A 14,821-nucleotide genomic window follows, 5' to 3' on the forward strand; every position below is an offset into this window, starting at 1 on the left:
ATCGGCAAGTCTAGAGGACTTATGTAGGGAGTCTTACGACTCAAACGCCATAACAAGCTCAGTTGCCCAGCTAGTCTCACGAAACCATTCCGAGGGTTCTAGATATAGCTGCCCCTTTTCGAGCTTTACTAGGCCCATGTCTATCCCAGTTTGCAGTATTTTTCCAGGCTCAAACTTACATTTTAGTAGTTTCTCGATTTCATTGACGGGAACCCCCTTCCGGCTTCGCAGGCTGCAACCTATGAGTTCCAGCAACCAATCTGACAGAGTACGCCCCTCGTCAATCGACGCTCCATGACTTATGAGAAATTCTTCTAGGCTTGTGATATCCGCATCAACGAATCCTTCTCCTGCTCGAAGGTAAGTTCGTAGCTGCTTAGGGAACGCGTAACGGAGGCCGACCTCTCCGACTGGAAGGTAACCATGGGCGCCACAGCCTAGGCCTAGATAGTGAGAATCTTGCCAGTAGAGCCAATTGTGTTTGCAGGAAAATCCGGGAAGACTCCAGTTCGAGACTTCATCGTGAATCCAGGGTCCTGACAATGTCATCATAGCGGTTTGATACAAACTCTCCAAGTGCTCATCCGCAACATCCTGTAACATTCCTCGATCTTTTTTGCGGTTCAGAGGGGTTCCTGCCTCATAGGTAAGGTTATACAGGGAGAGATGGGGAACTCCCAGAACAGCAGCCTGCTCCAAGTCCTGACGCCATTGCTGGACGCTCTGATCCGGCCAGCCATAGATTAAATCGATGTTTAAGTTCGAAAATACCTTGAGAACCTCTTCGATCGCCCGTTGAGCCTTAATGCTCCCATGGTTCCGAGTTAAGACCTCAAGTCCTCGCTCTTGAAATGTTTGCACCCCCATGCTGATTCGATTAATTCCCAAATCGTGCCACTGGGCTAAGATATCGGGCTGAATATCTTCGGGATTCGTTTCAATGGAAATCTCGCAATCCGGGGCAATGTGATTTTTAAGCTTACGAAAAATACCTTCGTACTCGCGGCTAAGCATTCCAGGGGTTCCACCACCTAAAAATATGGAGGTGAACTTCTGTCTCGCTCCCTGCTCAGAGTTTAGAAACCAGTCCAGTTGTCGTTCTAGAAGATCCATGTAAGCTGTTACATGGTCCTGTGTAAAGTTCGCAGTTTTGGCAAAGTCGCAGTAATGACAAATGGATCGGCAAAACGGAATATGAAGATAGAGGCCAAACCGCTGTTGCACCTGGCTTACAAGATCCGCACTCACGCTGACACCAAGGAGCGTAGACTGACTAGGAATTCAGCCAAGGGTAGCCCGACAACATTGGAATAGGAACCTTCGATACTCTTCACCATAAAGCCACCAATTCCCTGAATTCCATAGGAGCCGGCCTTATCCATAGGTTCTCCTGTGCTGATATAATAGCGACAGTCTTCGGCACTCAAATCCACAAATTTTACGAAAGTGGTTTCAGCATGAGTCGTTTGCTTCACACCGCCTTTGTCACTTTTGATCATACAAAAGCTTGAAATCACCTCATGGCGGCTGCCTGAAAGCTTCATGAGCATCGCTTCTGCATCTGATTCAGATTTCGGTTTTTCCATCACCTGACCGTTAGAAACAACTATAGTATCGGCACTGATGACGAGAATATCACCGTCAGACTGTTTTTTTTCGAACACCCATTCAGCCTTCTCACGGGCATTTCTTAGAACATAATCTCTGGGTAACTCACCTGACTTTATTCGCTCTTCCGTCTCTGGCTTCACAACCGTGAAAGAGACTCCTAAATCGGCAAGCATTTGCTGACGACGAGGTGACGAACTTCCCAGGATGATTTGACCATCATACTTAACGAGTTGAGCCATGAAGGGCCTCCTCAATATGCTGCTGCTCACATGGGCCTGGGCGAAGAATATCAAAGTCGCCATCGCCCTTGATTCGGATGACGGTGCTCGCCTGCCCACCCGGGACGGCAAAAGACGAAGGTATATAGACCCCAGCGCCCCCCTCCAGAAACATGCGCGCATCTTGCCAATCATTGGCCGAAGCTTTGCCAGACTGGTTGACGCTGGTTGTGGGGAATGGTTTATCAACTTGGGCCATCACTTCGTACATCCAACGATTGCTCTCATCAAGCAAGGGCACCCGAAACGCGACGCTACCATCATCCCTAACAAGACTTACGGGGCAATTGTCTGCCGCTTGCCAAATGACACTCAGAGACGCTGGCCAAAGCTTTTCCAGCGCTCGATCCCAAACACTGGGTAAAGGTTTCCAAAACTGCTTCGCTGCTGCTAGTGATGGCAATAGGCAGATACAGGTTTTACGTTCATCGCGACCTTTCAGGGAGGCCAAGCGCTCCCAGGCCTCGGCATTATCTGGATCAAAACTCAAACCCGGCAGAGTGTCTGTTGGGTGCAGACAAATATCGCCAGCCTTCCAATGACTTAACATATGCTCAACTTGATGTGGCATTCTTATTCAACCCTTAAAATCGATTCGGTGCAGATCGTCTGATTCCTCGATACGAGCCTCTTGGCTTTGACGATATTGCTTTATTTTCACCAGTAGTTCTGGATCACGAAGCCCAACAACTTGAGCAGTAAATAGGGCGGCTTGGCAAAAACCGTTTTGTCCGGAACAGCCTGTGGTTACGACAGGCGACCCAAGCCCCAGGACGACCTGACTTTGGTCACTCAAATTCGAAACGGCAATCACAGGCAAGTTTGTGTGAGCAGAAGCAACAGTTCCTAGCGAGGCGACATTTTCTGAAACACAGATAATAGCACTTCCACCCTTTTGCTCGTGGTTTTCTGCAATATCCTTAAGCCGCTCGAATTGACCTTGGGCCGAGGCTATCCGCACACTGAAGGCCACACCAAGATCTTTAAATATTTCAAGGCCGTCTTCTAACGTCTCTAAATGACTCTTACTGCCAACGAGCACAAGTACACTTGTCATCAATCACCTCATGAATCGTCTGCAACTCGCAACGCGATGTCGTTACGGAATTGAGCATATGGCCATTGTTCAGCTAAAGTTCGCACCTCATGATAGGCTTGAGACCGAGCTTTTTTAAAAGTCGATCCAGCTTGTACCACGGTTAGCACCCGGCCTGCACCAGGTTTCAAGACTTCACCATCAGCCTGCACCGAGGCTCCGAAAACAGCTTGGTCTATGCCTTTGTGGGAAAACAAGTCCGACGGTAAGGCTTGCACTTCCTGTTTCGGCTTCTCGTAGGGATATCCTTCACTGGCCATGACGATCGCGACTGTTTGCCTCGCCACCTGCTCCATTTGCGGCTCATAGCGTTCTAAGAGCCCCAGTTGAGAGGCAATCATCTGCCCCCAATCTCGGCTATCATGAATGGCAAGAGCCTGAGCCTCCGGGTCTCCCAGCCTAACGTTGAACTCAACCACAGAAGGGCCTGCTTCGCCCCACATCAGCCCTACATAAAGACAACCTGAGTATTCAACATCTTGCTGCTTAAGCTCCGCAATAAGGGGTTGTACAACCTTGCTCATCACTTGCTCGCTAGCATCTTCCGGTAGCCATGGAACAGGTGTATAACACCCCATCCCACCTGTGTTGGGGCCCTCGTCACCATCTTTCAAACGCTTGAAATCTACAGCAAAGCCTAAAGGGTTGGCTCCTTGCTCACCAACAAAACAGAAGAATGAGCATTCGCGACCTTTGAGAACTTCTTCAACTACAATGCGTTCTGCCGCCTGAGCCATCGAGGTTTTTAAGCGATGAATTCCATTTCGCACATCGTCCTCGCTCTGGCAGACAAAGACTCCCTTACCAGCCGCCAAGCCACTGGCTTTGATAACGGCTCCTCCGGTTCTCGCTAGCATGTTGAGAGCCACTGCCTCACATTCATCGAAATCCCCTACGACCTGATAACCAGCTGTTGGAATCCCTGCCGCCTTCATGGTTTCTTTCGCAAACTCTTTCGAAGATTCAAGAGCTGCAGCCCGCTGCTGAGGACCAAATACTGGAATTTTTTCTTGGCGGCATAGGTCGGCAAATCCCTCCGCCAGGGGTTGTTCGGGACCTACCACCACAAAATCAATCTTCTCGCTAGCGGCTGCTTTGGCCAAGCCTTGCCAAGTTTCATCCTCCGCTTGAAACGCCTTACCGAGGCGGTTGATCGCTGCCGATCCAGGCCAGAACAGAAGCTCTGTAACAACCTTTGACTGGCTTAGTTTCCATGCCAGAGCATGCTCGCGCGCCCCAGACCCAACTAGCAGAACTTTCATGATTTTTCCCTCAAAGTTTAGGCTGATTCCAACGTTGCCCCCTTTTATAGGGAGCTTCTTTCGGTGTCAACCATGTCCTGAGGCACCCCTCTCGTGCTACAATGGAATTAGGTATACCCTATCGACCACCTTTTGGCCTTCTTCGCACGAGGAATCACCCTATGTCTTCTAAACGGGGTATTTTTGGGGCTTGGGAAATCCCCAATTTGGTTCTTATTTCGGCTCAGAAAGATTCTGTGACCGGCGAGATCGTCGATCGCCTTTTGCGCCGTGGGTGGAAGTTTAGCCACATGACAGATAACATTCGGGAAGGTTTTAGCGCCTTGGAAGACGGCGAGGCTTCGGTTTTACTCATCGAAGACAGCCACGATCTGCCGGCGAGCCTAGTTCTCCGCGGTCAACTTTCCAACCCAACCGCCTTACTGACACCCACAATGGTTGCTGCCTCTGACGACCAGCCCGATAAGGCTCTCTTTAAAGAAATTGGCATGCCAGAAGTGATAGATGCTCCGATTCATCCAGCCCGATTTATTGAGTCCTTGGAGTTCATGCTACGGCGCTGGTCCACAGGTAACCTCGCTCGCATCTGGGATGTTCGAAAGCTGCTGGTCAAAAAGCAGAGTACGGAAGCGATGAAAGCCCTGACAACTATGGTCGGAACCAGCGAACTAATGCCTTTGCTCGCCCCTGCTATCGCCCATGGTATTCGGCGTTTGAATGATGCAAAGGTCGTAGAAAAGGTTTTGCTTAACGCCATCCGCGAGTTCCCCAGAAACTTAGGAATCATCCTTTCAACCATCGATTTTTATCTCCATATGGCGATGCCAGACACCGCCCTGAAGGTGATCGAGGCTGCCAAGAAAAACCACGGAAATCCCAATCTTGTAATCCCAGAGCAAATCCAAGCTAAGCTGATGCTCAATGAAGTGGACCAATGCATTCCGCTTCTCAAAGAGCTTATGAAAGCCAACTATATGCCTAAAACTGCTAAGGTTTTTCTCAGCCGTTGCCTCTATGCTGAAGGTCATGTGGAAGACTTTATGAATAGCATCGATCATCAAATTATTCTGCTCGATCAATTCAAGCAAGCCTGGACCCGTAAAACAGGAGAAAGCGCCTAGGTGGGCATCAAGAATAAAATGCAAGCTTATCTGGAGTATTGGGGTCTCGACTCTCCAGCATTCCAAACCAGCCTTGCGTACGATCGTTTGTTTATGCCCGATTCTTGGATGAGCAAAATGGATCGCATGCTTCTTTTCTCTGAGCAAGCACCGAGCCTCATGACCCTAACTACATCACCAGGCCACTGCAAATCAACGATGGCTCGATGGCTCTATAAGAGCCTTAGCCCAGATACTCACGAAGTCCTGCTCGTCTCTCTCTATCAGGAGGAGTTCGACGCTGGCTGGCTACTTCCTAAACTTTGTCGCTTCCTTGGGATTCAGGGTACAGATCGCTTGCAAAGCCTTGAACACCTTGCCCAAGCCATCGAAGAGTCGAACCTGGATAGCCGAGTTTTGACAGTGATTATCGACGAGGCTCACAAGCTCAAATCTCCTTCTTCCATGCAAGAAATTCATAGCCTCATCTCTATGCAAAGCCTCGTCCCTTTCGGAATCAACTTTGTTTTGTTAGGCAATCCACAAATGATGGATGTGGTGGGCCAAACTCAGGAATTTCACAATCGGCTCTCATTGTCCGTTCATCTCGAAAACCTTAGTCTTGAAGAACTGGTTGGCTATATCAGCTACCGGCTGCAAATGAATCGTATTCCAGCCAATACGATTCTGCCTGATACTATTGAAATGATTCATCAAATCAGCCAAGGTGTTTACTCGCGCATCAATGCTCTATTAGAAAATTCCTTGATTGAGGCTTTCTTAAAATCAGAAAAAACTATAAATTCCAGAATCGTAGATCAGGCATCGCAGTTCTTGCCAAGCCATCAAGAAAGCCAGTATAGGCCAGCAAGACAGAGTCCTAGTCGGTCCGAGCCACCTAAGAGACCGCCGGAGGCCCCTAACAAGGCCAGTCGACGGGTCAAAAAGGAGAGCAAACCTAGCAAATCGGTAGAGATTAGCAGCCTGTTCTACAAGGCCGATAAAAAATAGCAAAGATTTCACTGTGCACCATAGTATTCGCGCCATATTAATCGCTATCCTGGTACTTGGGATCTCTGCGGTCTTACTCAACACCGCGGTTGACAACCCATACTTTCACCGCGTGCTCGGCACATTTATCAACGAGAAAGTCGAAGCTCATACCACTGCCAAACTTGAGTTCAAAGCCATCAGCTTGCAATTTGTACCTCCAGGTTTTGATCTTTATGGTGTGAGCGTCAAAGATCAGGAAGGCCGGGAGGTGCTTTCCACATCCCGAACCCAGGTGAGGGTATCGATTCTATCGCTACTCCTGGGGAAACCTCGGCTGGGCCTTGTGCAGCTGAGTGAGCTACGGGCAAGCTACCCCTTGCCGGAAGGTATTTTCAAGACTGCCGAGGTAGAAGACACAGGCACAACCCAAGGTGACCCCAACAATGGTCGCTCCCTACCGATCCCAGTTCCAAAGAAAGACACTGGTCTTTCATCTCCAGCCGAGAAACCCAAAGGAATCGATTGGCCTCCAGATTTCGAATTGCCTATCGATCGCTTTTCCTTAACCGATGCCATACTTGAGTTTCAGCTCCCAGGTGACAAACCAGGATCGGCGCCAAAGATCGCCGCTCGACTGGATGGCTTCACCTTTCACCTAGATTTTAATGATTGGGACGATTGGGACACAGAAGTCGCCGTCAATAGGCTTAACTTCTATTCGGACGGGCTCCACGTTCTTAAGGATACTCGGATTGAACTTGCCATCAGCAATCGAAAAAATAAAATCCGATCCCAAGCCTTCAACGTGAAATCAAAACGATTGGATATCGAGGGCCAGGTTCAGGCAAACCTTGACCTGACCCGGCGAAAAGTCGATCTATTTCGTGGTCGGCGCCTCTTCAACTTCGACTTAAATGGTGTCAGTATCGACTCCACCCTTGATCTCAAGCGAGGCGATATCAGTATCCTTGGGGACTACCTGGAAACCGAACGCACCGAGGGTAAATTAAGCGGTGCCATCCGATTTACCGCAGATGTTCCTTTTAGTGAAGATGAAACAAACTGGACTTTAGGTGCCGTTGTACGCTCCCACGATGCCCAACTGCAAGGATTTAAGCTGCTACAATCAGACGCTCGGATTTCGATTGATGAAGATGCTATTTACTTTGACGATCTTGAAGTGCGGAAAGACCGCGGTATCCGCAAAGCTCTTGCCACAGGCAAGGGGCGACTATCCTTCGCCAAAGGCACGGCTTTCAACTTTCATATAGTCCCCAATGAGATGTCTTTCACCACTCTGATGAAAATGCTACAAGTGGAGGACTACCAAGCTTTGGAAGCTAAGGTCAGCAGCGATGACCTCCACATTACCGGCACTGGCGAACCTTTCCAAATGAGGGTCGCGGGCGATGCTCGGTTTGCAGACCTGACCTTGCCAACGATTCCATCACAGACACCGTTCGCCAAGCCTTCATGTGACCTTAAAGTCGTGTTTCAGATCAACTCCCAAAGGGTTCGAATCCCTCGAACACCAGGCGTTTGCCAATTACCATCAACGGATGACACTTCCAAAGCTTCTGAGCGCGCTGAGGTATCAGGCGATGACAGTAAAACTAGTGACGTCGACGAGGAGAAAAGCGAAGACGAAGCTCTTGGGATCGCCCTCACTCCCGTCGAACCGAAAGCTCAAGCGGAGCCCGCTGAGCCTGGACCGAACCTATTCATTGGTGGCGACGTTTTCTTTGAAACTGAACAAGGCATGGATCTCAAGGTAGATTCCCCCAGTATCGAAGGAGACTTGCTACAGCATTTCATCCAGAATCCAATCGCTGGTTCCTATGTGCTCGATAGCCGCATTCATGGTTCCTATGACAAGTTGCAAATCACTCTTAATATAAACGGCGAGAATGGAGCCGTTTTTGGGTTCCCCGGCAAGAGGATCGAGCTTTCCTCTCGCTACCTCGTGCCTAGCAACCGACTCATGATCGATCGCTTCCGCATTGAGGAACTCACAAGAGGCGAATTCATGATGACGAAGGGCCAGTTGGCGATGGAAGAATTCGTCATTAGCGGTGATGTCAGCGCGAAAAACATTTCGCCTAAGTTCATCGAGGCTGGCATCAAAACCATGTTTCCCGACCAACGAGTGTCCTTTGGTATTAAGAAGCTCGAAGGGCGCATTGAGATCCCCATCGACCGCCCTATTCTTTGGAAAGGTGATATTGATGCCTCGCTAAGCCATGGGATCAAAGATGGTTCGAAATTTTTTTCTTTGCTACAAGGTCGCGTGACCGCTACATCGAAATCTGTGCGTGCTAAAGATATTTACGCTCGGCTCGATTTGCTTGAGTTGGCTATCGACTATGAGGAAAAAAGACTAGGGCCTCCAAAAACAGATTCTGATGACTGGTCGTCATTAGGCCTCAATCACGATAATCGCATCCAATTATCTGCCCGGTCACAGAATACGGGAAGTGAAACCTTTGCCCCACACACAGAATATGACAAGCTTAACCACCTTGGATCGCTCCCCATAATTGGTGATATGCTTCGGCCAGCAAAAGTTGGTGCTGACCTGCGTTTCGACACCAAGTTAGAAGGCACCTTTCGCCACCTAGAAGGTAGCTTTAGTGGAACTCTCGATCGGCTTGTCGCTTTCGGCAGCCCCATTGCACCCATTCAATTTTCTGGCTTTGCCAATGGCTCCAAAATCGAGATACCGATTCTCAAGCATGCTGGAAACTCGTTTGTGGGGCGACTGTCTTTTGACTTCCTGAAACCAGGTATGCCCTATCAATGGTATGTATTTCTCGATCAGTTCGATGCAAGAGCCGCTTTGAGCCCGTTCTTTTCCAAGGACCCTCGGAACTATGCCTACGTCTCCGCAGAATGGACCATGGCTGGCGAACTAGAAAATTGGTGGAATTCCACTGGCAGCCTAAACATTAATAAAATTGAGTCTCAGTTCGTTCAGAAGGCCAACAATGAGCTACAGAAGATTGAATTAAAATCTGAGCAGCCTATAGAACTCGAACTTAGGGAGAAGCACTGGCAGTTCCGTAACAAGAAGACTCTATCTCTTGCTGGTAGTGAATTTAACATCGAGCTAGGACTTAATAACAACAACCCTCCAGAAAAGCTCAATATCACCACTCAAGGCTCCATAGACCTCGGCATCATTCGCAAGCTAGCACCATTCATTGAAACTGCTGAAGGTCGCGTGCTTTTCGAAGGCTATATTCGCGGTTCATTAGATCAACCTGACATCAATATCAATTTTCGCGATCAAAAGCTCGATCCATTTAAACGAAAAGTTTGGAAACCGATTAGCATAGGGATGATCGACTTCGCTCCTTCATTTACCAACATCACTATAGATGCGACCCTCACTAGCGATGCCATCATCATCAAGCAAATCGAGGGAAGTAAGGGAAATCGCGGCTCTATTAAGGTAAAGGGGCGATGGGACCTTGCATCTGATCGGCCCGAAGACTCCCAAATGTTTATCAATTTCAGCAACGCTGAGCTTCATCGCTTCTATATTCCAGTGTTTAAATCAGCAGATGCGACTCTCAGCGGCGACCTTACGATGACTGGCAAAGAGAAACCTTTTCGCGTCACAGGCAATGTCACCATCGAAGAGGCCTCTTCCCAAACTGATTTTGATCTTAGAAAGCAAATCGTCTCCAGTATCCAGCAAAGCCGCTTCACAGCACCTAGCGCCCAAGATGAACCCTTGTTCGACTTCGATCTCGCGATCAATAGCTCCGATAAGATTGCCATTAAAAATAAAAATATGGATGTTAGGCTTTCTACAGACCTCACTGTTCGCGGCAATGAATTGAAACCGATTATCCTAGGTCAAATTGAAACCACAAAAGGGGCGTTCAAGTATCGTCGCGATTTTTCCATTCGGCGGGGTATCGTTTCCTTTGAAGTCCCCACATATCCACCCGATCCGCGGCTAGACATTATCGGGGAGGCAGAAATTCTGGCTGAAGGTACCAATTACATTGTTCAGGTTGTCGTAAGTGGTAAGGTATCTGAACCGAAAGTTTCCCTCACCGTCGATCCCCCCACTAAACCCGATGGTACAGCATTTAGCAAGATCGACATCATTTTGCTTATGACCACTGGTCGGTTACCCTCAACAGACAGCAATACGCCATCGAACTTCCTAGAGAACGAAGCGCTTTCCTTGTTTGTTGGCTATGCCGAAGGACCTCTTGAAAAGATCTTTGACTTAACCGGCCAACAGTATATCCGCCAGATCTACATCGACACCTATCTCCCTGATATCGATCAGCCCCAGCCCGTTGCTCGGTTAAACCTTCCTATTCGGATCACGGATGAATTGAGTTTGATCCTACAGCTTGATTATGCTGAGAATATGAAGGCTTCGTTTCAATATGCTTTGCATCAACGAATTACGGTATCGGGAAGTGTGGATTCTCGCAACGAAGATACCGGCAGTACCACTAGTAATCTTCCAGCAGATACTGCGGTGGATTTAAAATTTAAGTTTAACTTTGAGTGATTATGCGTTTTCTCCTGGGCCTGGCTATTTTTTTCAACTTTATAGTACCTCTTGCGGGTGCTGCAAGTTCGTGGCGTATCGAGCCGCAAGGAGATCTACCTAGCGATAAACTCCAGGAACTGCAGCACTTATGGCCAAAGATCGAGAATAATATCGACCTCAACAACCTCATGAACGAAATCAGTCGCCAAGGTTCCTTTGAACTCGTCGAGGCTTATCAAAGCGGCTCTCAAATAACGATTCGTGTCAAACGCGCTTATGAGATCCATCGCTTATCGATTCATACGACGACAAGAGAATTTAAGAAAAAAATTCAGTCGCTGATGCATGTCTACAAGAATCAGGTGGACTCCGTCGAGGTTCGAAAGCGTATTGAGCGGGATATTCTCGCTTACCTCCATGGCCTTGGCTTTTTAAAGGCCAAGGTGAACATCACTTCGTTTCCAGCGAATGACCAAGAAACCAAGCTGATCGTCAGTGTCGACGAAGATTTTCCTTGCCTCATTCGTGATATTCAACTTGGCTTTAAAATTCCAGGAGGTGTCGACTTTCCACTTGAGATTGGTGATATATGCGATAGCAGTAAAATAGATGGCGCAATTCGTGATTTTAAAGAATCACTCACCTTAGAAGGCTACAATCAATACAAAATTCTACCCCCTGAGATCAGATTTGATCCGCCGAGCAATTCTGCTTTAATCTATATAGCCGGTACGATTGGCAAAAAGATTAAGGGCAAGGTTCGCAGCCCTCTCGCCAATCCACCACTTATACGGTTGATCCTCGGTGATAACTTGCATACTTTAGACGAAACGATCACAGATCCCAACACCATGCGCACTGAGATCTACCGCAAGTTCCAAGACTCTGGATATCAAGATGTTAAAGTCAAAGAACCAGAAACCAGTCGACCAAAAGCGGATGAGGTACTTTACACCTTCAATGTGGAGCCGGGACCAGAATACAAAATCACCGAGGTGCAAATCGAAGGGCTGACAGCATTGCAAAAAAATGAGGCTCTTGAAGCCATGGGACTGTTCCCAAGCTTTGGCAACCCCCCGCTGCTGACTGAACCGAATATTCGCCAGGCGATCGACTCCCTTAGCAACACCTATTCAGAGAGAGGTTTTTGGAATGTAAAGGTCTACTATCCGAAGATCAAAAAGAATCCAAGCACGGCTGATGCTAAGTTATCTTTCGTTATCACCGAAGGCAAGCGTCGGGTTTTCGAAAGCTTAAGTATTCGCGGCAATCGCGCTTTTACGGAAGAGAAAATAAAGGAATATTTTGATGTAAAGCCTCAACAGCCTTTAACTTGGCGATCGATTGTAACGCTACAACAGGACTTACAAAAACTATATCGCGACGTAGGATACCTGTATGCCAAGATCAAGATCGACTTAATTCAAAATCGACGCTTCAGGGACATACAAACTAAAGTGTCGCTAAGTATTGAAGAAGGGCCTCGGGTCAAAATTGGTGAGATTACCATCAAAGGCCTTATCAAGACAAAGGATTATGTCGTAACCCGAGAACTATTGTTCCAAGAGGGCGATTGGTATTCTCCTCAAGACATTGATGATTCACGACAAGCTCTAATTGATTTAGGCCTTTTTAGCTCTATTAGCATTTCAGCCACGGACTCATCTGATTTTTCAGAAGAGCGACTGATTATTCCTTACACCGTAACGGTGCGCGAGGCTAAACCAGGGCAGGTAAGCTTTGGTCCTGGATGGAGCTACGAAGATGGCGGAAGATTCTCCATGGACTCCTCTTACAACAACATTGAAGGCACTGCACGCCAAGTCTTTTTTAACGGATCTTATAGCCAAGAGATAAGCCAGAGTTCAATAGGCAACCGCAATCTACTCGGCTATAATCTTGGTTTGGGGTATATTGAGCCTTACCTACTAGACCTTCCCGTAAATGGAATCTTAACGTTTAGCCAAGGTGCTGAAGCTACTGATCAGCAGTGGGAATTAACGAAATCTATCCAAGCAACCTTGGCCCATAAATATTGGATTAGTTCAGACAAGCTTCGCTCAGAGCTTTTTACCCTTTATAAAACGACCCAGGAGAAGGCTGAGGAATCCGTCAGTGTCGCTTTTAAAACCGATGAGATTCAAATTCGTGAAGCTGGGGTAAGAACTATCTGGGACACCCGCAACGATCTTGGCTGGCCCACCCGAGGAGGGGTGATTAATGCTGAAACAAGCTGGGCTGACTTTATTTTGGGTGGCGACACCAAGTATTTTCATTGGGCCCTAAGCACCAGCAAGTATCTTCAATTAGCGAAAAGCTTGGTCTTTGCAAGTCGAGTGAGCTTTGAGTCTTTCACTAATGTCATTCGATCTGAAACTAGCTTTGATATTTTGCCAACATCAGAACGTATCAAGTCTGGAGGCGCTGAAAGCAATCGCGGATTCAAGCTTGGCGACCTAGGGCCAGTGGTGGAGTACACGACGATCGATGGTGACGATGTAACCACGGAACAGCTTCGTGCCGGGGGTACCCAGGCATTTGCTATGGCTCTTGAACTGCGACTCCAGCTTTCAAACTCCTTTGGTATGACTGCATTTGTCGACAGCTCCAATACCTTTCTCACCAAAAAAGAAGAAGCCTTATTTAAAAATGAGTTGAGCGGTGACACCAGTTTGGTCGAGCCAAACCTATATGACAACAATCGCTACGAATTCTACAACTTGCTAAAAGACCCTAGTTTGATTTGGAAGCGCAACTACATCTCCTACGGCCTGGCTGCGAACTACTTGACCCCTTTGGGTTCCATTAATGTATCCTACGGCTTTCCTGTTGATCGATGTCCAATGGAGGGCGAGTGCCAGGTAAAGCGTGGTAACAGTTCCTACAAGTCGATTCGTGGCGGACAATTACAAATCAATGTGGGTACTAATTTTTGATGCTCCAATCTTCGGCTTTCCACTTGTAGACAGAGGCGTTGCGATAGTTGTCAGGCCCTTGTGTTGAAAGCCAGAGATGATCCGATTCATCGATATGAATCCCTCTTACAAGTTGAAGTTTTTGCGGAACTTTCATCTCTCCCTGCAAAGGGATATGATGGCAGTTATCCCATCGAAACCCTAGAATGCGATGATTTTTTCGATCAGCCATGAGCAAGAGCTTGCGATGTTGACTAATCGCTAGCCCAGATAGTTGTTTTTTCAATTCAGTTTTAAGACCTTCCACAAAGCAATTCCGCGTGATCATGCAAACCAAGCCATCCTTGCGATTACAGTCCATTTTCAGAAGAGAGAAACCTGGTAGTCTAGTCGCTATAAGATATGAATCGTACCCTTGCCTTCGATGCCAAGACGCAGGTAGGGGAGCCAAACCGGAGATCATAGGCTCGTCACCTCCCCAATCGACCAGCCTTTTTAAGAATTCTTTTCTGGCTGCTGCTGTCTCCTGACCAGTAGGTTCACCACGGCTATCAGAGGCTGGTTTAAAGAGGTCGAGAATGATATCAGAATACTCAGTAACCCGGCCATCCTTCACTGAGACCATGGCGACCCTCTTCTTTCGTGCTTCAATCATGATAAAGCGATCACGAAACGGTGCCAACCAATGCCAGTAGCCGCGAACGACAGACTTTGGAAAGAGTATTCGTTCAGCACCAGCGGTGTCACTGTCTCGATTACCAAAGGCGTACCCTTGCGGCCCAGGGTTTGGATTATACTGAGACTTGATCATAAAGTTGTCGAAATAAGGAGTCGCAAGGATTTCACCTTTTGACCGCCAAAGACCGACAACGTCTTTGGTCACAGTGACCTGAGAGTGTTGAATCTTTGTAAAGGATAAGGGTTTAGCCCTGGCAGTTGAATAGCTTACAACACCTGCTAACAAAAGAATCACAGTATGAAAGCCTAAGATCTGCATGAGTCCTTTCCAGATATGATAAACTATATCGTGTATGATCGACCCTCTTC

10 protein-coding genes are annotated in these 14,821 nt (G+C 47.8%); 4 read left to right on the forward strand and 6 right to left on the reverse strand.

The features are described from left to right. Positions 1–33: 33 nt before the first annotated feature. Genes hemW through purD form a run of 5 tightly spaced genes read right to left on the reverse strand, consistent with a single transcriptional unit; the run spans position 34 to position 4,247 of the window. Positions 34–1,248 (reverse strand): radical SAM family heme chaperone HemW, encoded by a 1,215-nt coding sequence (gene hemW / locus B9N89_RS14440; protein ID WP_159455374.1) that lies wholly within the window; start codon positions 1,246–1,248, stop codon positions 34–36. Beyond that, positions 1,245–1,850 (reverse strand): Maf family protein, encoded by a 606-nt coding sequence (locus B9N89_RS14445; RefSeq protein WP_132320788.1) that lies wholly within the window; start codon positions 1,848–1,850, stop codon positions 1,245–1,247. The genes hemW and B9N89_RS14445 overlap by 4 nt, the downstream gene beginning before the upstream one ends. Beyond that, positions 1,834–2,460: an L-threonylcarbamoyladenylate synthase gene (locus B9N89_RS14450; protein WP_132320790.1), complete on the reverse strand. Its 627-nt coding sequence runs from the start codon at positions 2,458–2,460 to the stop codon at positions 1,834–1,836. The genes B9N89_RS14445 and B9N89_RS14450 overlap by 17 nt, the downstream gene beginning before the upstream one ends. A 6-nt stretch (positions 2,461–2,466) precedes the next feature. Then, positions 2,467–2,946, reverse strand: coding sequence for an AIR carboxylase family protein (locus B9N89_RS14455; protein ID WP_132320792.1), 480 nt, complete (start codon positions 2,944–2,946; stop codon positions 2,467–2,469). Between the two features lie 8 nt (positions 2,947–2,954). Further along, positions 2,955–4,247, reverse strand: coding sequence for a phosphoribosylamine--glycine ligase (gene purD, locus B9N89_RS14460; RefSeq protein WP_132320794.1), 1,293 nt, complete (start codon positions 4,245–4,247; stop codon positions 2,955–2,957). A gap of 161 nt (positions 4,248–4,408) precedes the next feature. On the opposite strand from purD, the gene B9N89_RS14465 reads away from it, so the two are divergent. From B9N89_RS14465 to B9N89_RS14480, 4 genes are read left to right on the forward strand one after another with little or no spacing between them, the layout of a single operon-like run. After that, positions 4,409–5,368 carry a hypothetical protein gene (locus B9N89_RS14465; RefSeq protein WP_132320796.1) on the forward strand — a complete coding sequence of 320 codons (960 nt, stop codon included), beginning with the start codon at positions 4,409–4,411 and terminating at the stop codon, positions 5,366–5,368. Beyond that, positions 5,369–6,358 (forward strand): ExeA family protein, encoded by a 990-nt coding sequence (locus B9N89_RS14470; protein WP_132320798.1) that lies wholly within the window; start codon positions 5,369–5,371, stop codon positions 6,356–6,358. It begins immediately after the preceding gene. Positions 6,359–6,371: 13 nt separating this feature from the next. Continuing rightward, the gene (locus B9N89_RS14475; protein WP_132320800.1) at positions 6,372–10,877 is read left to right on the forward strand and encodes a translocation/assembly module TamB domain-containing protein; all 4,506 of its coding nucleotides are present in this window, start codon (positions 6,372–6,374) and stop codon (positions 10,875–10,877) included. A 2-nt stretch (positions 10,878–10,879) separates the two neighbouring features. Continuing rightward, positions 10,880–13,795, forward strand: coding sequence for a BamA/OMP85 family outer membrane protein (locus B9N89_RS14480; protein WP_132320802.1), 2,916 nt, complete (start codon positions 10,880–10,882; stop codon positions 13,793–13,795). Here B9N89_RS14480 and B9N89_RS14485 read toward each other — a convergent pair. Next, entirely contained in the window at positions 13,785–14,771 is a 987-nt protein-coding gene (locus B9N89_RS14485; RefSeq protein WP_132320804.1) for a hypothetical protein, read from the reverse strand. The two genes, B9N89_RS14480 and B9N89_RS14485, sit on opposite strands and share 11 nt — an antisense overlap. Positions 14,772–14,821: the final 50 nt, after the last annotated feature.

Origin of the sequence: Pseudobacteriovorax antillogorgiicola (assembly GCF_900177345.1) — a bacterium.
Classification (GTDB): Bacteria; Bdellovibrionota_B; Oligoflexia; order Oligoflexales; family Oligoflexaceae; genus Pseudobacteriovorax; species Pseudobacteriovorax antillogorgiicola.